General features: G+C 65.4%; 18 protein-coding genes and 1 pseudogene. 12 read left to right on the forward strand and 7 right to left on the reverse strand.

The window, feature by feature from the left end; all coding sequences use genetic code 11:
* Position 1 precedes the first annotated feature (1 nt).
* Positions 2–322: an EthD family reductase gene (locus tag ACOEQ1_RS03760; RefSeq protein WP_419757885.1), complete on the reverse strand. Its 321-nt coding sequence runs from the start codon at positions 320–322 to the stop codon at positions 2–4.
* A 216-nt stretch (positions 323–538) separates the two neighbouring features.
* Between ACOEQ1_RS03760 and upp the strand changes: the two genes are divergently transcribed.
* Both upp and eno read left to right on the forward strand, forming a co-directional pair.
* Complete coding sequence (gene upp / locus ACOEQ1_RS03765; RefSeq protein WP_419757886.1) at positions 539–1,177, forward strand: uracil phosphoribosyltransferase; 639 nt, start codon at positions 539–541, stop codon at positions 1,175–1,177.
* Positions 1,178–1,255: 78 nt separating this feature from the next.
* Positions 1,256–2,536: a phosphopyruvate hydratase gene (gene eno, locus ACOEQ1_RS03770; RefSeq protein ID WP_419757887.1), complete on the forward strand. Its 1,281-nt coding sequence runs from the start codon at positions 1,256–1,258 to the stop codon at positions 2,534–2,536.
* Positions 2,537–2,578: 42 nt separating this feature from the next.
* Here the strand turns inward: eno and ACOEQ1_RS03775 are convergent, their stop codons facing one another.
* Positions 2,579–3,406 carry a response regulator gene (locus ACOEQ1_RS03775; protein ID WP_419757888.1) on the reverse strand — a complete coding sequence of 276 codons (828 nt, stop codon included), beginning with the start codon at positions 3,404–3,406 and terminating at the stop codon, positions 2,579–2,581.
* 306 nt (positions 3,407–3,712) lie between these two features.
* On the opposite strand from ACOEQ1_RS03775, the gene ACOEQ1_RS03780 reads away from it, so the two are divergent.
* Together ACOEQ1_RS03780 and ACOEQ1_RS03785 are read left to right on the forward strand one after the other, a co-directional pair.
* Positions 3,713–4,333, forward strand: coding sequence for a histidine kinase dimerization/phosphoacceptor domain -containing protein (locus tag ACOEQ1_RS03780; protein WP_419757889.1), 621 nt, complete (start codon positions 3,713–3,715; stop codon positions 4,331–4,333).
* A gap of 322 nt (positions 4,334–4,655) precedes the next feature.
* Positions 4,656–5,342 (forward strand): hypothetical protein, encoded by a 687-nt coding sequence (locus ACOEQ1_RS03785; RefSeq protein ID WP_419757890.1) that lies wholly within the window; start codon positions 4,656–4,658, stop codon positions 5,340–5,342.
* Here the strand turns inward: ACOEQ1_RS03785 and hpnH are convergent.
* On the reverse strand, positions 5,271–6,440 hold the full coding sequence (gene hpnH / locus ACOEQ1_RS03790) for an adenosyl-hopene transferase HpnH (protein ID WP_419757891.1): 1,170 nt from the start codon (positions 6,438–6,440) through the stop codon (positions 5,271–5,273). The two genes, ACOEQ1_RS03785 and hpnH, sit on opposite strands and share 72 nt — an antisense overlap.
* A gap of 55 nt (positions 6,441–6,495) precedes the next feature.
* Positions 6,496–7,425 (reverse strand): 4-hydroxy-3-methylbut-2-enyl diphosphate reductase, encoded by a 930-nt coding sequence (gene ispH, locus ACOEQ1_RS03795; RefSeq protein ID WP_419757892.1) that lies wholly within the window; start codon positions 7,423–7,425, stop codon positions 6,496–6,498.
* Between the two features lie 444 nt (positions 7,426–7,869).
* On the opposite strand from ispH, the gene ACOEQ1_RS03800 reads away from it, so the two are divergent.
* The 4 genes and pseudogenes from ACOEQ1_RS03800 (at position 7,870) to hpnK (ending at position 12,067) form a co-directional block, all read left to right on the forward strand.
* A complete protein-coding gene (locus ACOEQ1_RS03800) occupies positions 7,870–8,433 on the forward strand; it encodes an ABC transporter substrate-binding protein (protein ID WP_419757893.1) in 564 nt (187 codons plus the stop codon).
* A 27-nt stretch (positions 8,434–8,460) separates the two neighbouring features.
* On the forward strand, positions 8,461–9,675 hold the full coding sequence (hpnI, locus tag ACOEQ1_RS03805) for a bacteriohopanetetrol glucosamine biosynthesis glycosyltransferase HpnI (protein WP_419757894.1): 1,215 nt from the start codon (positions 8,461–8,463) through the stop codon (positions 9,673–9,675).
* A gap of 63 nt (positions 9,676–9,738) precedes the next feature.
* Positions 9,739–11,169, forward strand: coding sequence for a hopanoid biosynthesis associated radical SAM protein HpnJ (gene hpnJ, locus ACOEQ1_RS03810; RefSeq protein WP_419757895.1), 1,431 nt, complete (start codon positions 9,739–9,741; stop codon positions 11,167–11,169).
* 32 nt (positions 11,170–11,201) lie between these two features.
* Positions 11,202–12,067, forward strand: a pseudogene (hpnK, locus tag ACOEQ1_RS03815) (hopanoid biosynthesis-associated protein HpnK).
* Here hpnK and ACOEQ1_RS03820 read toward each other — a convergent pair.
* Complete coding sequence (locus ACOEQ1_RS03820) at positions 12,028–13,275, reverse strand: multidrug effflux MFS transporter (RefSeq protein ID WP_419757896.1); 1,248 nt, start codon at positions 13,273–13,275, stop codon at positions 12,028–12,030. The pseudogene hpnK and the gene ACOEQ1_RS03820 sit on opposite strands and share 40 nt — an antisense overlap.
* 63 nt (positions 13,276–13,338) lie before the next feature.
* Between ACOEQ1_RS03820 and dapD the strand changes: the two genes are divergently transcribed.
* The 4 genes from dapD to ACOEQ1_RS03840 are packed head-to-tail and all read left to right on the forward strand — an operon-like array spanning position 13,339 to position 16,539.
* Positions 13,339–14,193 carry a 2,3,4,5-tetrahydropyridine-2,6-dicarboxylate N-succinyltransferase gene (gene dapD / locus ACOEQ1_RS03825; RefSeq protein WP_419757897.1) on the forward strand — a complete coding sequence of 285 codons (855 nt, stop codon included), beginning with the start codon at positions 13,339–13,341 and terminating at the stop codon, positions 14,191–14,193.
* Entirely contained in the window at positions 14,190–15,335 is a 1,146-nt protein-coding gene (dapE, locus tag ACOEQ1_RS03830) for a succinyl-diaminopimelate desuccinylase (RefSeq protein ID WP_419757898.1), read from the forward strand. The genes dapD and dapE overlap by 4 nt, the downstream gene beginning before the upstream one ends.
* Positions 15,332–15,934 (forward strand): hypothetical protein, encoded by a 603-nt coding sequence (locus ACOEQ1_RS03835; RefSeq protein WP_419757899.1) that lies wholly within the window; start codon positions 15,332–15,334, stop codon positions 15,932–15,934. Before dapE ends, ACOEQ1_RS03835 begins: the two co-directional genes overlap by 4 nt.
* Complete coding sequence (locus ACOEQ1_RS03840; RefSeq protein ID WP_419757900.1) at positions 15,931–16,539, forward strand: hypothetical protein; 609 nt, start codon at positions 15,931–15,933, stop codon at positions 16,537–16,539. Before ACOEQ1_RS03835 ends, ACOEQ1_RS03840 begins: the two co-directional genes overlap by 4 nt.
* Position 16,540: 1 nt before the next feature.
* Here ACOEQ1_RS03840 and ACOEQ1_RS03845 read toward each other — a convergent pair whose 3' ends face one another.
* Positions 16,541–17,374: a DUF2076 domain-containing protein gene (locus tag ACOEQ1_RS03845; protein ID WP_419757901.1), complete on the reverse strand. Its 834-nt coding sequence runs from the start codon at positions 17,372–17,374 to the stop codon at positions 16,541–16,543.
* Positions 17,375–17,476: 102 nt separating this feature from the next.
* Positions 17,477–17,926: a CoA-binding protein gene (locus tag ACOEQ1_RS03850; protein ID WP_419757902.1), complete on the reverse strand. Its 450-nt coding sequence runs from the start codon at positions 17,924–17,926 to the stop codon at positions 17,477–17,479.
* Positions 17,927–18,359 lie beyond the last annotated feature (433 nt).

Genomic DNA, 18,359 nt, shown 5'->3' on the forward strand with positions numbered 1-18,359 from the left:
GTCAGGCCGGGTCCACCATCTCGCCGATGACGACGACCGGCGTCAGGTTCGTGAAATTCGGGACGTCTCCGAAGACAGGGCCGCCTTCGGCCGCCACGGCGTCGCGGAACTGCTGGGCCGTGTCGAATTCGAGGTTGGCGATGATGCCGAACTTCGCGTCGCCGCCGGACTGGTCACTGACGCCTCTCAAGACCCGCCAGCTGCGGAGCCCGAAAGGTTTGAACTTCTCCTCGACCAGCGGCATGTGCTTGGCCATGTAATAGGCGAGATCGAATGTCGAACCTGCCGTCGTCTCGTAGAGCACGGTGATGGTGGTCGCCATGTCAGCCTCCGGAATTACGTCCGAACAGAATGCAGAGCGGGCGCGAGGATGACAATGCCCGGCCGAACAGCGCGTCTTCGACGGCGGCCGTCCGCGCTTCTCGTCCTGGGCGGCATCATGTCAGTTCGACCAAGTCTGCGGTCGCTCGTTGCCGCACGGCGGGCCAGCCGTCATCATGGGCTCGTGAAAACATCTGATCAGCGAGACCCGGGTGCGATGCACGCCTTTCCCAACCTGACCGTCGTCGACCACCCTCTGGTGCAGCACAAGCTCACCCTGATGCGCAGGCGGGAGAAATCCACCAAGGAGTTCCGCCTCCTGCTGCGCGAAACCAGCCTGCTGCTCGGCTACGAGGTGATGCGCGACATGCCCCTGCAGATGGTGCCGATCGAGACGCCACTGGAACCCATGATGGCGCCCCTGCTTTCCGGCAAGAAGCTGTGTTTCGTCTCCGTGCTCCGCGCCGGCGGCGGGCTGCTGGAGGGTCTGTTGGACCTCGTGCCCTCGGCCCGTGTCGGCCATGTCGGCCTTTACCGGGACGCGATCAGCAAGCGGCCGGTGGAATATTTCACCAAGCTGCCGGAGGAGATGGAGGACCGGCTGGTGATCGTCGTCGATCCGATGCTCGCCACCGGCAACTCGGCGGTCGCGGCGGTCGACGTGGTCAAGCGGGCGGGCGCCAACCATGTCCGCTTCGTCTCGCTCCTCAGCGCGCCGGAAGGCGTGCAGGTCATGCTCGACGCCCATCCCGACGTGCCGATCTTCACCGGCGCCCTCGACCGGGAACTGGACGAACACGCGTATATCCGGCCCGGGTTGGGCGACGCCGGGGACCGGCTGTTCGGCACGAAATAGGGAACATTCCGCTGCCCTTGCCTTCCGGGACGCACGGTTTTACGCCCTCGTCAACGACATCCCCCGGAAGGAACCGTCATGTCCGCCATTGCCGATATCGTCGCCCGCCAGATCCTCGACAGCCGCGGCAACCCGACCGTGGAGGTGGATGTCTTCCTGGAAACCGGCGCCATGGGCCGCGCCGCCGTGCCGTCCGGCGCCTCCACCGGCGCCCATGAGGCGGTCGAGCTGCGCGACGGCGACCGCGCCCGCTTCGGCGGCAAAGGCGTGTTGCAGGCGGTCGCCAATATCGAGGGCGAGATCTTCGAGGCGATCGGCGGCATGGACGCCAGCGAGCAGGTCAAGATCGACAACCTCCTGATCGACCTCGACGGCACGCCGAACAAGCGCCGGCTCGGCGCCAACGCGACGCTCGCCGTGTCGCTCGCGATCGCCAAGGCGTCGGCCATCGACTACGACATGCCCCTGTACCGTTACCTCGGCGGCGTCGATGCCCGCACCCTGCCGGTGCCGATGATGAACATCATCAATGGTGGCCAGCATGCCGACAACCCGATCGACATCCAGGAATTCATGATCATGCCGGTCGGCGCGGCGAGCATTGCCGACGCCGTGCGCACCGGCTCCGAGATTTTCCAGACGCTGAAGAAGGCGCTGCACGACGCCGGCCACAACACCAACGTCGGCGACGAGGGCGGGTTCGCGCCCAATATCGGCTCGGCCGAGGCGGCGCTCGATTTCATCTCGATGGCCTGCGAGAAGGCCGGCTACCGCCCGGGCGAGGACGTGATGTTCGCGCTCGATGCCGCCTCCACGGAGTTCTACGCCGACGGCGTCTACAAGATGGAAGGCGAGGGCAAGACCTTCGATAGCGCCGGCATGGTCGGCTATCTCGAGGCGCTGGTCTCCCGCTATCCGATCCTCTCGATCGAGGATGGCCTCGCGGAGGACGACTGGGAAGGCTGGAAGCTGCTGACCGAGCGCCTTGGCTCGAAGGTTCAACTGGTCGGCGACGATCTGTTTGTGACCAACCCCGAGCGTCTGCGGCGCGGCATCGCCGAGAAGACCGGCAACTCCATCCTGGTGAAGGTCAACCAGATCGGCACGCTGACGGAGACGCTCGAGGCGGTCGAGATCGCTCATCGCGCCGGCTTCACCAGCGTCATCAGCCATCGTTCGGGCGAAACCGAGGACGCAACCATCGCCGACCTCGCGGTCGCCACCAATGCCGGGCAGATCAAGACCGGCAGCCTGGCGCGGACTGACCGGGTGGCGAAGTACAACCAGCTCATCCGCATCGAGGCGGCGCTGGGCTCGACGGCGCGCTACGCGGGCCGCACGATCCTGCGGGGGAGTTAATCAAGCGGTTCTTTTTGAGAAAAAGAACCAAAACTCTCGTCTCTACGAGGCGGCGCGGACAAGCGTCGCCGTCTTGCTGCCGAGACGCGCCCGCTGGTCGAAGAACAGCGCCTGACTGATGACCGACTTCACCACCTCGTGCTGGAATGGCTTGGTGATGAGGAAGGTCGGCTCCGGCCGCTCCCCGGTCAGCAGCCGCTGCGGATAGGCCGTGATGAAGACCACCGGGACTTCGGCGCCCGCGAGGATGTCGCTCACCGCGTCCAGGCCCGAACTGCCGTCGGCCAGCTGAATGTCGGCCATGATCAGCCCCGGCGTGGTCTTCCTGGAAAGCGCCATCGCCTCCGTCCGCGTCCGCGCGACGCCGACGACATGATGCCCCAGCTCCTCGACCAGCGCCTCCAGATCCATCGAGATGATGGTTTCGTCCTCGATGATGAGCACGTCGGCGTGCAACTGGGTCGCGATCTCGCGCTCGGCCTCGTCGATGAGATCGCGGACACTCGAGACCGGGCGGTCGACCAGCTTGGCGATCACGTCCGAGGAAAAGCCCTCAACGGTGTGCAGCAGGAAGCAGACGCGCGGCAGCGGCGTGATCTGCTCGATGTCGTGCTGGTCGGCAGGGGTAGCGTCGGCCAGAACCGGGTCGTGATGACGGCGATTGGCCGGAACCGACCCCCAGATCGTCAGCAGCACCTTGTACAGCGCGGCGTTGAGGTCGAGGTCGGTGGCGAGGGCGCCCGGCTCGACTGCGATCGCCTCGAGCGCGGCCGTCGCGTAGGTGTCTCCGGCAGTTTGGCTGCCTGTGAGCGCCCGCGCGAACCGACGGAGGTAGGGAAGGTGGGCAGCGATCTGGTTCGTGTTGTGCATCTGCTTCATCCGTAGAAGGCCGGTGATCGGGGCGAGCGGGTAAGCGCCCTCTGTCGACCGGAACCGAGAGGGGGAGTACCCGCCCCTGGCGGGATCATCAAGACGGTCGTGGCAGCATTTGGCGTCCTCGGGAACCAGTCCCTTCGCGGTTAAGTAAAGCCCAGGTGAACGACAACACCCTGGCAGTTTTAGTTCTACCGCACGATATCAGCATAATCGCTATCGGTCATGAGACCAGAATTAAGCGATGTCGCGAAAGGTCTTGTGAAACATGCATGTTACGCGATTGCTGGAGTAGACGAGGCAGTGAGCGGCAGGCAGCACCAGACCGAGATTAACCTCGACGACCGCGAAACGCTGGTGCGGGAGCTTCACCATCGGGTGAAGAACAACCTGCAAATTATCGTGAGCCTCATGAATGTTCAGAAGCGGATGCTGCCGCCGGAGCGTCGCAACGAGATCCGGTTTCTGGAAGAACATGTCCAGGCGATCGCTGCGGCCTATCGGGTCGTTTACGCCTCGGGCGAGATGATCAAGGTGTCCATCGACGAGCTGATCCGCGAGGTCGTCTCAGGCCTGGTGGAAGTTGCCGGCGGCAAGTCGGACGGCGTGGAGACCGCCGACTGCAAGGCGCACATGATGATCAACCTCGACCAGGCGATCACGCTGGGGCTCTACCTCGCGGTGACGTTGCCGCCGATGCTCGACGCGGCAAATGCGGCAGGTGGGCGGGTCCGGCTCTCCACCCGGCTGGAGGACTCTCACGTTTGTCTGGAAATCGCGGGAGCGGTACCCGTCGACGCACTTTTCGACGCGTTGCGCGAGCGCCTCATCGAAGGGCACCTCAGGCAACTGGGCGCGCAACGGCTCCTTAACGTGCCAGCTACTGAACTCCACATCAGTTTGCCCACGTTCGAGTTAGTCTGAAGCCCAGCGCGAACGGCGTCATCGAGCTCTTTAGTAGCGTCGATTTGCACGAAAGTGTGCCTGCCGTTAAACCGCAGCCTTAAGGCCGGGTTCTCGCTCCACCTTACTGATCCTTAGGAACGAGGCCGAAAGGGCAGATGGCACCCAAGCGCCTTTTTGGCGTTAACCATAATTTCTCTTAGGCCAAAGTATAAAATCATCTGGCGAAAAGAGTGCGAGTTCCCAGCGAGGGCGCTGTAACGAACGCAGTTTCGTTGCTAGAGACGTTTCGTGGCTAAGGCTTGGCCATCATTGAGCGAGCGCCGATGACGCGGTTTTTGTTATGAGCAATGCGACCAGCACGCTTGGGATTGTCGTCGGTTTATCGGCGGAGGCCCGGCTTCTCAACGACTCCGGTTGCGTCGTGGCGGTCGGGGGTGGAACACCTCTCGGTGCTCGCCGCATGGCCCAGAAGCTGGTGGCAGACGGTGTTACCGCACTGATCAGCTTCGGTTTCGCAGGTGGGTTGGATCCCGCCTGGTGCCCTGGAACATTGATCGTCCCTGACGCCGTGCTCTTCAACGGACGGCTGTTCGACTGCAATGAGCGTCTGCGCGCCCCGTTAACGGGAGAGCGCATCCGATGTCTGTTGGCCGGGGATGCCGTGGTCGCTCTTGCCGAGGAGAAGCAGCGGCTTTGGCGAACTACGGGCGCTGGAGCGGTCGACCTGGAAAGTGGGGAGGTGGCGGAGGTGGCGGAAACCGCTGGCATTCCATTCGCCGTGCTCCGCGCGGTTCTCGACCCCGCGGGGCGGGATCTGCCGAGCGCCGCAACTTCAGCCTTGGATCAATACGGACGTGTCGCGGTTCTGAAGATGGCTGGCATCCTCGCCCGGCATCCTGTCCAGATCATCGGCCTGATCGCATTGGCCCGGGACGCATCCCGGGCCCGGAAAGCGTTAGTCGGCAGTGCCGAAGGCCTCCGGCGACTTGCTGCGGGTGACGCGAACCTTCGGGGGCTCAGCCCTTAGGGTTTCCATCTTCTCCTCGACGTGCCGGCTGAACACGTATTCAGCCGGGCGCTGGTGATCGAGGGGGATCTCCGCCGCCATCGCGCCCTCCGTCTTCGGGCCAGTGATCGCGGTCTTGATCATCTTGATGGGGTGGCGAACCGCCTCCATCACCGCCGTCGCCTCATAACCGGAGTGGACCATGCAGTCCGCGCACTTCTCGTAGTTGCCGGTGCCGTATTTGTCCCAGTCCGTGCTCGACATGAGTTCCGCGAACGTCTTGGTGTAGCCTTCGCCCAGCAGGTAGCAGGGGCGCTGCCAGCCGAAGACGTTCCGCGTGGGCTTGCCCCAGGGCGTGCAATGAAACTGCTGGTTGCCGGCCAGGAAGTCGAGGAACAGCGCCGACTGATTGAACTTCCACTTGCGGCCCTTCCCGTACCGGAAGATGCCGCGGAAAAGCTCCTTGGTCTTCTGCCGGTTGAGGAAGTGCGCCTGATCGGGCGCCCGCTCGTAGGCATAGCCCGGCGAAATCATCACGCCGTCGATGCCGAGGCCCATCGCGTCGTCGATGAAGCGGCCGACACGCTCGGATTGCGCGCCGTCGAACAGTGTCGTGTTGATACAGAGCCGGAAGCCGCGGGCCTTGGCCTCCTTGATCGCCTTGGTAGCGACCTCATACGTGCCTTCCTGGCTCACCGCCTGGTCGTGCATTTCGCGATCGCCGTCGAGGTGGATGTCCCAGGCGAAGTTCTTGTGCGGCTTGTAGAGGTCCATCTTCTTCTCGAGCAGCAAAGCATTGGTGCAGAGGTAGATGAACTTGCCGCGCTTCAGCAGACCCTCGACGATCTGCGGCATCTCCTTGTGGAGCAGCGGCTCGCCGCCGGCGATCGCGACCACAGGCGCACCGCACTCGTCGGCGGCCTCCATGCATTCCTCGTAGGAGAGGCGCTGGTTGAGGATCGGCGCCGGGTAGTCGATCTTGCCGCAGCCGTTGCAGGCGAGATTGCAGCGAAACAACGGCTCGAGCATGAGCACGAGCGGGTAGCGCTTCCGCCCGATGAGGTGCTGCTTGACGACGTATGCGCCGACCCGGATCGCTTGGTTGAGTGGAACACCCATAATTTCGTCAGCCTCTCAGTTAGGCAGTATCCGCCACGTCGGGCGCCAGAGGTAGTTAGGCTACGTCCGCCACTTCGGGCGGAAGCCGGAAACGCACGTCCTCGGGAACCCCGGCCATCAGCCCGACCTCGACATCGCCGAAGCGGCGCAACCCGTCGAGCACGCCTTGTACCAGCACTTCCGGCGCTGAAGCCCCCGCGGTTACGCCGACGGTGCCGACGCCCGCAAACCACTCCGGCTGCAAACCCGCTTCGTCATCGATGAGGTAGGACGGGCAGCCAAGTTCCTCGCCGAGTTCACGCAGACGGTTCGAGTTCGAGCTGTTGCGCGACCCAACCACAAGCAGCACGTCGACCTGCTGTGCCAGATCCCGGACGGCCTGCTGCCTGTTCTGCGTCGCATAACAGATATCGCGCACATCCGGTCCCTGGATGGTCGGGAACCGTTCCTGCAGCGCCTGGATGATGCCGCGGGTGTCGTCCACCGAGAGCGTCGTCTGCGTCACGTAGGCAAGCTTGTCGCCATCCCGGACGGCAAGCGTCCCGACATCCTCGGCCGTCTGCACAAGATGCACCTTGGCCGGTATCTGGCCGATCGTGCCCTCGACCTCGGCGTGGCCAGCGTGGCCGATGAGAACGATCTCGCGGTCCTGCGAGGCGTAGCGGCGGCCCTCGGCATGCACCTTGGCGACGAGAGGGCAGGTGGCGTCGATGACCGGGAGCCCGAGGCTCACCGCCTCGTCCTGTACCTTCTTGGCGACGCCATGAGCGCTGAATACCGTGATCGCGCCCTCGGGCACCTCATCCAGTTCGTCGACGAACACGGCGCCGCGCTGGCGCAAATCCTCCACGACATGACGGTTGTGCACAATCTCATGCCGGACGTAGATCGGTGGGCCGTATTTGATGAGAGCCCGCTCGACGATGTCGATCGCGCGGACGACGCCGGCACAGAACCCGCGCGGCTGGGCCAGGAGGACTCGCATGATCTTTGGTCTTCTCCGTCTCTGCAGGCCAGCGACAGCCGGGCATCTACCACCCAGCATCTAATACCATGGCATAAGCAATTGACAAAACATGGGCAAGTTTTCGCTGCACTGCACGCGCAGGCATGGTTGCGGCAGGGTGGAGCCCCCATGGCAGACTTGTTTTCGGACGGCCCTGCGTTACAAACGCGACCTCGGTTGCGTCATACCGGTAGGCACGACGCCGTGAGGCGGGTGATTTCGTGCAGCTCAAGCCCCAAACTCCACAGAGTTCCGGCGGCCTCGGCAGGGTGGCATAGGCTGCGGGACGACGTGCGACTGGTACCTACGCGACAGGTTTGGGACGGCTTCGAGGCCGGAAGGTGCAGGATGAAGCTTTCGAGGCGCGTGCTTGTAGCGGCAATTGGGGCTGCATTCGTGATACCGCGCCTGGTTCATGTCGAGGTGGCCGAGGCTCAGGCCGCCTCCCCGACGGCGCCGATCGTCGCGCTCAACGATGCCTTGATCGCCATGATGAAGGCAGGCGACTCGACCCCGTTCGTCAAGCGGTACGATATGCTGGCGCCGGCGATCGACCAGGGCTTCGACCTGACCCGTATCATTGCGGTTTCAGTGGGGTCCTATTGGAGCAGCCTTCCGCTGGCTCAGCAGCAGAAGCTTCAGCAAGTGTTCCGCAGCTTCACCATTGCCAACTATGTTTCGAATTTTCGTAATTACGCGGGGGAGGTGGCGACTGTCGCGCCGTTGACCCGAGCGGTCGGCGCGCAGAGGGTTGTCACCAGCACGATCACGAAGCCTGCGGGCGACGCGGTGCGAATCGACTATGTCATGGAACGGACCGGGCGCGGCTGGCAGGTTCAGGACATCCTGCTGGACGGCACGATCAGCCGGGTTGCCGTGCAACGGTCGGACTTCAGCTCGCTGTTGTCGCAAGGCAACGCGACGCAGCTGATCGACAGCCTGGAGCAAAAAGTCTCGACTTTGTCCGGCGGCGCGATCAACACCTAATCCAGCCCAAGAAAGCGAGCAGCCGCGTTGACCCTCATAGCCGACGCGACAGCTTGTTTCGCAGGCGCCGGTCTCGTTCAGGCGGGTGTCGGCGTGCATGCGCTCAAGCGGTTCAACCGCCAGCCCCGGCCCCAACTGGTGGAGCGGCCACCCGTCAGCATCCTCAAGCCGCTGAAGGGCGACGAGCCGCTGCTGGAGGCGGCGCTTGCCTCTTTTTGTACGCAATCCTATCCGGACTACCAGTTGATCTTCGGCGTCCAGGATCGGAACGACCCGGCCATTGCGGTCGTGGAACGTCTTCGGTTGCTGTTTCCGCGTCTCGACATCGCCATGGTCATCGACGAAACGCGCCATGGCGGCAACGGCAAGGTGGCCAATCTCATCAACATGTGGCCGGCGGCCAAGCACGAAATCATCGTGCTCGCGGACTCGGATGTGCACGTGACCCCGCATTTCCTGGAACGCATCGTGGCGGCGCTGGAGGCCCCCGAAGTGGGAGCTGTCACCGCCCTTTATGCGGGATTCGCCGCTGGACAGAGCATCGCGGGGCGGTTCGGCGCGGCGCAGATCAATCACATCTTCCTGCCCGGCGTGCTGCTCGGGCGGATGCTGGGCCGGCAGGACTGCCTTGGCGCGGCCCTCGCGCTGCGACGGTCGACCCTTGTCCGTATCGGCGGATTGCCCGCGCTGCTGCCTCATCTGGCGGACGACGCGGCGCTCGGGCGATTGGTCCGGCGCCTCGGGCTGCGTGTGGCGCTGGCGCCGAGCCTGGTGGTGACGACTGTGTCGGAGGAGACGCTGCCTGCTCTCTTTGGGCATGAACTGCGCTGGGCGCGGACCATCCGCGCGCTGGAACCCCTGACCTACTCCACGTCGCTCCTTCAGTATCCGCTGTTCTGGGGATTGATGACGGTTCTGGGCGCGGACCACCGCCTTTGGGCGCTCGGTTTCTTTGCCGTCGTCTGGGCGGTGCGGGCGATCGAGGCACGGGCGATGGCGAAGCTACTGGAACGCGGTGCCTTTTCGGGTTGGCTGTTTCCCCTCCGCGAGCTGTTTTCGATCGTTGTTCTGCTGGCAAGCTACCTTGGCAACCGGGTCGTGTGGCGTGGCAGCAGCATGGCGGCCGTGACAACCGCGCGGGAGAGGCGGCCCTGGCTGCGGAGGCGCCTTGGCAAGACGATCAGTTTGAGCAAAAAGATCAACCTGGGCAAGAAGTTAAGCTTGGACAAGACGTCCGGCTAAGACACCGCGCTTTCGCAGGCGGGTGAGTGAAGCGGGCCGTCCTTCTCGGAGTATCAGTCAGTCATGATGAAGACACTTTTTCTGCAACCGCCCTCCTTCGACGGGTTCGACGGCGGCGCCGGCTCGCGCTACCAGGCGCGGCGCGAGATAAAGTCCTTCTGGTATCCGACATGGCTCGCCCAGCCTGCGGCGCTCGTCCCGGGTAGCCGGCTGATCGACGCGCCGCCCGCGCGCATGGGCATGGCGCCGATCCTGGAGGATGTGAAGAACCGCGATCTGGTGGTCATCCATACCTCGACGCCTTCCTTCGCCAATGACGTGCGCGTCGCGACCGAGCTTAAGGCGGCGAACCCGGCCGTGAAGATCGGCTTCGTCGGCGCGAAAGTGGCAGTGCAGCCGACCGAGAGCCTGAACGGCGGCCCGGCCATCGACTTCGTCGCCCGCAACGAGTTCGACTTCACGATCAAGGAGATCGCCGAGGGCCGGGATTGGGCCGATGTCGACGGCATCTCCTACCGCGACGCCAACGGCGTCATCGTCCACAACAAGGACCGCGCGGTGCTGGAGGACATGGACCAGTTGCCGTTCGTCACCGATGTCTACCGGCGCGACCTCCGCATCGAGGACTACTTCATCGGCTATCTGATGCACCCGTATATTTCGCTCTACACGGGCCGTGGCTGCAAATCCCGCTGTACCTTCTGCTTGTGGCCGCAGACGGTCGGAGGCCACCGCTACCGTGTGCGCAGCCCCGAGCACGTGGCGGAGGAAATCCGGCAGGCCAAGGCGGCTTTCCCGCAGGTCCGCGAGTTCTTTTTCGACGACGATACCTTCACCGACAACCTGCCCCGGGCCGAGGCGATCGCCCGGGAGCTGGGCAAGCTCGGCGTCACCTGGTCCTGCAACGCCAAGGCGAACGTGCCGCGCAAGACGCTCGAGGTCCTGAAGGCAAACGGCCTGCGGCTGTTGCTGGTGGGCTACGAGAGCGGCAACCAGCAGATCCTCCACAATATCAAGAAGGGAATGCTGGTTTCAGTCGCCGAGCAATTCACCAAGGATTGCCACGAGCTGGGCATCAAGATCCACGGGACGTTCATCCTCGGCCTGCCCGGCGAGACCCGCGAGACGATCCAGGAGACGATCAAGTTCGCCACCCGGATCAACCCGCATACCATCCAGGTCTCGCTCGCCGCGCCCTATCCCGGCACCGCGCTCTATAAGCAGGCGCTGGAGAACGGCTGGCTCGACATCAAGCATGCCGAACTCATCGACGAGAGCGGCATCCAGATCGCGCCGCTGAACTACGATCACCTCAGCCACACCGAGATTTTCGACAACGTCGAGACCTTCTACCGGGCGTTCTATTTCAGGGCGCCGAAGATCGCCTCGATCGTGGGCGAGATGCTGGGCAGCCGGCAGATGATGGTGCGGCGCCTGCGCGAAGGCGTGGAGTTCTTCCAGTTCCTGCGGGAGCGGAACAAGGTCGCCGCCTGACCATCCGTTGAGGCGGCCGTTGAGGCAGGCTGTTGAGGCGGGCGATCTTCTCGGCCGATGATTTCGGCCTGTCGGTCGCGGTCAACGAGGGCATCGAGCGCGCTCATCGGGAAGGCATCCTCTCGACCGCCAGCCTGATGGTGGCGGGAGACGCCGCGGCAGACGCTGTCCGCCGGGCGCGTGCGATGCCCGGCCTCCGGGTCGGGCTGCATCTTGTGGCGATCGAGGGGCCAGCCGTGCTTCCGGCCACGGACATCGCCCTGTTGCTCGATGGCGACGGCCTGTTCCCTTCGGACCAGCTCGGCCTGGGGTTGCGGTATGCCTTCAGCCGCACCACGCGCCGGCAGCTGGCGAAGGAGGTCGCGGCGCAATATCGCGCGTTCGCCGCCACCGGGCTGCCGCTGGACCACGCCAACGCTCACAAGCATATGCATCTCCACCCGACCGTGGGCCGGTTGCTCATCGAGACCGGTATCGAGCACAAACTTCGCGCAGTGCGGATACCGGCCGAGCCTGTGACGGTGATGACGCGGCTGGGCGTCAGCCAAGGCCCTGGCGCGCGCTTGCCTTCCTCGGCTGGACGCAGATGCTGCGGATGCAGGCGCGGCGGGCAGGCCTGCTCACGAACGACCATGCGTTCGGCATTGCCTGGAGCGGCGGCATGACCGCGGACCGGCTTCTGCGGCTATTGCCGGCGCTGCCGCAGGGCCTCAGCGAGATCTACTTTCACCCGGCGGCGCGGCGCGACCCGCTGCTCGACCGGCTCATGCCGGCCTACGATCATGAGGGTGAGATGGCGGCGTTGCTCAGCCCGGCAGTGGCCGCGGCGCTTCGCGATCAGCGGGTGGAGGCGACGACCTATGCCGCGCTCAGTGCGGCGCGGGGCACGGCCAGATAGGCGAGGCCCGCCGCAATCGCGAAGATGAGCATGGTGCCGACCACGGCGGACAGGCCAAAGCGCGCGAACAGCAGCGAGACGAGCGTGCTGGCGACTGTGGCGCACAGCATCTGGAAAGACGCCAGCACGCCGCTCGCGACACCGGCGATCTCCGGGATCGGCTCGAGTGTGCCGTGGCTCGCGTTGGGCGCGATTATGCCGAAGCTGAAGGTCACCAGAAAGAACAGAGGAACCAGCACCGGCAGCCTTACCGGCCCCGACAGGGCCAGAAGCGTGAGCAAGACCGTCACCGCGATCATGCCGGCGAGGCCGGTGGGAAGCATCGGCAGCCGGTGAGTTCTCCTCGTGCTCAGCCAGCCGTTCAGCGTCGCGCCGAAGACGATGCCGAGGGCGGTGCAGGCGAAGAGCAGACCGTATTCCGTGGGGCTCGCTCGATAGAGGGTGATCACGACGAGGGACGAGCCGGAGATGTAGGCGAAGGCGCTGCCGAAGCTCAGCCCGTAGATCAGGAAATGCCCGACGCAGGACCGGTTGCCGAGCAGGCGACGGTAGCCCGCAACAAGGCTGCCCCTTGGTCCGATGGTCTGGCGGTCGCGTGATTCCCGGTAGCCGAACAGGCTCGCGAAGACGACCAGAAAGCCGATGGCGGCCAAGGTGCCGTAGATCGCGCGCCAGCCGGCGAAGGTGAGGATCAGCGCGCCGACGGTGGGCGAAATCACGGGCGCGGTGTTGAGGACGACGGTCACCATCGAGAGGCGAGTACGTGCGGGCGCGCCCGAAAAGAGGTCGCGGACGATCGCGAAGGCCATGGTTATGCCCGCACCTGCGCCGGCGCCCTCCAGCAGCCGGGCGATCAGCAACGTGGCGATCGATGGCGCGAGGGCACAGAGCAAAGAGGCGACGGCGAAGGCCGAGAGGCCGCCAACCAGCACGGGTTTGCGCCCGTAACGGTCCGACACCGGCCCATAGATCAGCGGCGTCGCGGTGAAGCCGGCCATGAAGAGGCTGATCGTCAATCCGCTCATGCCCGCGCTGGTGTGCAGCGAGCCCGCGATCGTCCCGAGAGCGGGCAGGCCGAGATCCGTGGCGAAGGGCGGCATGGCCGACATCGCCCCCAGCAGGAGGACGAAGGCGGCGGACTGAGGCGGTATGCGCATACGGCTGACGATGTCCCATCTTCCCGCGTTCCAAGTAGCACAGGGCGGCATGCCGCGTTGACATGCTCCCCGCGCGGCTTAAAGGTCCGGCCGCTTTCGTGGATGGAGAACGGAATGACGACGGCGAGACTGGCCGGCCACCCTCTGGCTGACGTGATCGATGCGCTGTGGGATCGTCGGACAGAGATTTCCGCCACTACCCGAGGGCCGGACCGCGAAGCCGTTGACGAGGCGCTGGCGCTTTTGGAGCAGGGCGCGCTGAGGGTCGCGGAGCCCACCGGCTCCGGCTGGCAGGTCAACCAGTGGCTCAAGAAGGCTGTGCTGCTGTCGTTCCGACTGTATGACAGTGCGCCCATGGCGGGCGCCGGCGGCGCACCTGTTTTCGACAAGGTGCCGATGAAGTTCGAGGGCTGGGGCGAAAACCGCTTCGCCGACGCCGGCTTCCGGGCCGTCCCGGGCGCGGTCGTCCGTCGCTCGGCGTTCATCGGCCGCAACGTCGTGCTCATGCCAAGCTTCGTGAACGTCGGCGCCTATGTCGGCGAGGGCACCATGATCGACACCTGGTCGACGGTCGGCAGCTGCGCCCAGGTCGGGCGGAACTGCCATATCAGCGGCGGCGTGGGACTGGGCGGCGTGCTGGAGCCGCTGCAGGCCAATCCTGTCGTGATCGAGGACGACTGCTTCGTCGGCGCCCGCTCGGAAGTCGCCGAGGGCTTCATCGTCGAGCGCGGCGCGGTGATCTCCATGGGGGTGTTCCTCGGCGCCTCGACCAAGGTCATCGACCGGGCGACGGGCGAGATCACCTATGGGCGCGTGCCGGCCTATTCCGTCGTTGTGCCCGGCACGCTGCCCGGCCGCCCGCTGCCGGACGGCTCGCCGGGCCCGTCGCTCGCCTGCGCCGTGATCGTCAAGCGGGTCGATGCGCGGACGCGGGAAAAAACCTCGGTGAATGAATTGCTGCGGACGTGACGGGCGCCGAGGGCCTTGCCGATCCTGTGCCCCTGGCGCAGCGGCTCATCCGCTGCGCTTCGGTCACCCCCGCCGACGACGGCGCCCAGGATGTGCTGGCCGAGGCCCTGGAGGCGTTGGGCTTTACCATCCACCGTCTGCCATTCGGCGAGACCGAGAACATTTACGCGCGGTTAGGTAGCGACGCGCCACACTTCTGTTTCGCGGGACACACCGATGTGGTGCCGCCGGGCGAGGGATGGCGCCATGAACCGTTCGGCGGCGTGGTCGAGGGCGGCGTCCTCTATGGCCGCGGCGCCTGCGACATGAAGGCTGCCATCGCCGCATTCGTGGCCGGCGTCGCCCAGGCACAGGCGGGCGGAAGCCTTCCGGGCTCGGTGTCCATGCTCATTACCGGCGACGAGGAGGGCTCGGCGCGGGACGGCACCGTGCGGGTCGTCGACTGGATGCGCGAGCATGGCGAGGTGCCTGATTTCTGCGTCGTCGGGGAGCCGACGAACCCCACCCGCCTCGGCGAGATCATCAAGATCGGCCGCCGGGGGAGCCTCAGCGCCACCATGACCGTGCAGGGCGTGCAGGGGCATGTCGCCTATCCGCATCTGGCCGATAATCCGGTGCACCGGATGCTGGCCCTGCTTCATGCGCTGACGACGCACCGGCTGGACGAGGGGAGCCGCTGGTTCCAGCGTTCCAGCCTGCAGGTGACGAGCATCGATGTCGGCAACACGGCCACCAACCTCATTCCGGCTCAGGCGCGGGCGACGCTGAACATCCGCTACAACGACGCCCATGACGCCGCGTCGCTGGAAGGCTGGATCGCGGACCTCGCCCATGAACATGCGCCCGGCGTCGCGATCGACTTTCACCGCTCGGGCGACAGTTTCCTGACCGAGCCGGGCCCGGCGGTCAGCGCCCTGGCGGAAACCATCGCCGACGTGTTCGGGATGGAGCCAAAGCTCGATACCGGCGGCGGCACTTCGGATGCGCGCTTCATCACCAAGCTCTGCCCGGTGGCGGAGTTCGGCCTGGTCGGGGCAACGATGCACAAGGTCGACGAGCAAACCTCGGTCGAGGAACTGCGGGCGCTCGCCGGCGCCTATGCCGCGATCCTCGCGCGCTTCGCAAAGGGCCTTCCGCCATGATGCGCCCGAGCCTGAAGCCACGCGCGGGGAAGCAGAACATCCTGCGCGGCATCGTGCTGCTCTGCCGTGGCAGGGCGGCGGGATTTGCCGAGCTGGGGACGGGACCGGAGGCGTTTCTGTCGAGCCTCGCGCCCCTGATCGCCTTCCCTCTGGTCGGCTGCGTGCTGATGATCGCTCAGGGCAAGACCGAAGACGGCGTCGCCGATTTCCTGGCGACGCTCATCGCGTTGCTAGCGCCTCCTGTGATCTCGCAGGCCATCGCCCGGCGCTGGGGGCGGGAGGACCAGTGGTTCCGGTTCGCGACCGCACTCAACTGGTGCCAGTGGGCGCTGCCTTTGCTGGCCGCCGTCCTGGTGCTCGCCGCGGGGTTCATGGTGCAGGCGGGCGTGTCGCTGCGCGTCAGCGTGGTCCTGCTGTGCTGCGTCCTGCTCGCCTACGCCTTCTGGCTGCAGTGGTTCCTGGCGCGGCGAGGGCTCGAATTGACCGGCCTGCGATCGGCGGCATTCGTCCTGCTGGTCAACCTCGGCACGCTCATCCTCGTCGCGGTGCCGCAGGTCCTCGAATTGGTGACGCAGTCCCTCGCGGCCCACAAGGGATGAGCGGGCGCTTTGCCGACGGGCTTCGGCTGATGGGCCGCGAAATCGTCGCGGACGCTCGCGCCATCGCGCAGCTTACCTTCGGTCGCGCCGACGGCATCCGAGCCTTCACGAACGACGTGGGCGCCACGCGGCGAAGTTTCGTGACGGCAATCTTCTCGCTGCCGATCTTCGTGATGTTCCATGTGCTGGACTGGTTGGCGGGCGTCGGCCCGATCGATCCGCCGCACGTCATGGTGCTGGACCTGCTGACATTCCCGATCAGCTGGGCGGGCTTCGCCCTCGTCTCTCTGCCACTCGTGCGGGTGCTGAAGGCCGAGGCGCAATGGCCGCGCTACATCAGCGCGTGGAATTGGAGCAACTTCGCCCAGTACGTGCTTCTGTTCGTCACGTCCGTGCCGGCGGTCTTGCACGTCCCGCCGATTGCCTCCGAAACCTGCGCTCTCGTCGGCTACGGCTGGGCGCTCTGGCTCGAGTGGTTCGTGACGCGCCTCGTGTTGAACGTGTCGCCAACAGGCGCCGCCCTGCTGGTCGCGGTGGATGTCGGGTTCAGCGCCATCGTATCGTTGGTGACGCTGGTCCCCTGGCAGAGCGTCTCTCTCGGGTAGTTCAGCTCCAGTCGCTGTTGCCGCCGCCGCTGTCGTCCCAGCCGCCGCCGCTGTTGTCGTCGGGCGCCGACGTGTCCTGCCAGCCGCTGTTATCGGCGCCACCTCCCGCGCCCTGATCGGGAACGGTCTGCCAGCCGCTGTTGTCGGCCATACCCTGATCCGGCACGCCCTGATCCGCCGGCATGTTGTTCCAGCCGCTCTGGTCCAAGCCGCCACCGACCTGATCGGTGCCGAATGTGCCGGCGCCGATCGACTGCGCGCCGCGGTCGGTGAAGAGCCCCTCGATCGCGTTGAAGGCGAGCATGCCGCCGGCTACACCCGCCGCCGTCGTCAGCGCCGAGCCGAGGAAGCCGCTGCCGCCACGCTGCGCCATCATGCCCTGTTGGCCATACCCGGCGGGTGCGGCGCCGAACCCTGGCTGCTGCTGGGCATAACCAGGCCCCGGCTGCTGCTGATAGGGCTGGGAGTAGGGGGCCTGGCCCGGCTGCGGCTGTCCTTGCTGGTTGCCGCCAAACAGCCGGCTGAAGAAGCCGCTGGGCTGACCGGGTTGGCCGCCGGGCTGTCCCTGCGCCTGATGAGCCGCCGCTAGCTGCTGCTCGAGCGCCTGGATGTGCTGAGCCGCGCCTTGCAGCGCCTGCTCCTGGCCGAAAGCCAGCTGCGTGATGCGGTAGCGTGCCTCGGGATACTGTTGAAACAGCGTCGCCAGATGCTGATCCGCCTCAGGATCGACCGGCGGCCGGGGCGCCGTTGTCGTGGCGGGCACCGAGCCCGCCGCCGGGCTGCCGGCGACCCGCTGCACGAAGCGGCTGATGATGTCGCGTTCCTCGGGGGTCATGGGAATGTCCTGTTCGGGGTTTAGCCTTGGCAGGAGAGTTGGTGCCAGCCCCCTGCCTTGTCTATCGTATGCGTATCATCTTAACGAAAAGACAGTAGGGATTTAGGCGCGTCTCAGCCCAAGGCGTGGCCACTCGATAGCCGGACAACGATCCATCACGACCGCAATGCCTGCGGCGCGGGCCGCATCCGCAGCCTCCTTGTTGACGACGCCGAGCTGCATCCAGACGACGCGCGCCCCGAGGCGGATGGCGTCCGCGACCACCGGCCCGACCTGCTCCGGGGCTCGAAAGATATCGACGATCTCAAGCGGAGCCGCCTCGTCGAGCGTGCCGACCACGGTCTGCCCATGGACAGACTGTCCGGCGAGGCCGGGATTGACCGGCGTCACGCTGAAGCCGTGGCGGAGGAGGAAGCCCATGACGCCATGCGACGGGCGCTCCGGTTTGGCGGAGGCGCCGACGAGCGCCACGCGCGTATACCGGGTCAGGATCGAGCGGATATCGGCGTCGGTTCCCGCAACCGCGCCGGGCATCCCACTGACTGAACTCATCGTGCTAACTCCCTCGGGGGCAAGGGGAATGTGCACCTTTTGCTTGCTCCATCATAGTTGGTTGTAGCCATATTAGTCCTTGCTCAAATCTTTTCGTTTCGCCACAGTGAAGTTGCCGGAGCGAGTGCCATCTGGTCATTATTTCGGCAGCCAAGTTTAGGGAGACGTCAGCCGCGGCGACATCGTGTCGTCGTTAGGCATCGGCCGTAAGACGGCCGGCATGAGCAGAGGCTGTATGTCGACAGCCTCTGCTCATGAGAAACTTTCCCTCCCTCATCACCTGATCGCCACCACGCTTCACCGTCATGCGGACGCGATGTTCGGCGCGACGAGCACTTCGCCGCCCGCGTAAATCGACCGCTGCGCCGGTGTGGTATCTGGATACCACACGGTAAAAGCCTTGACCTGGGCGGACGTGAGCGCTCATAAGCCG

Origin of the sequence: Acidisoma sp. (assembly GCF_965199065.1) — a bacterium.
In the GTDB taxonomy this organism is placed as follows: Bacteria; Pseudomonadota; Alphaproteobacteria; order Acetobacterales; family Acetobacteraceae; genus Acidisoma.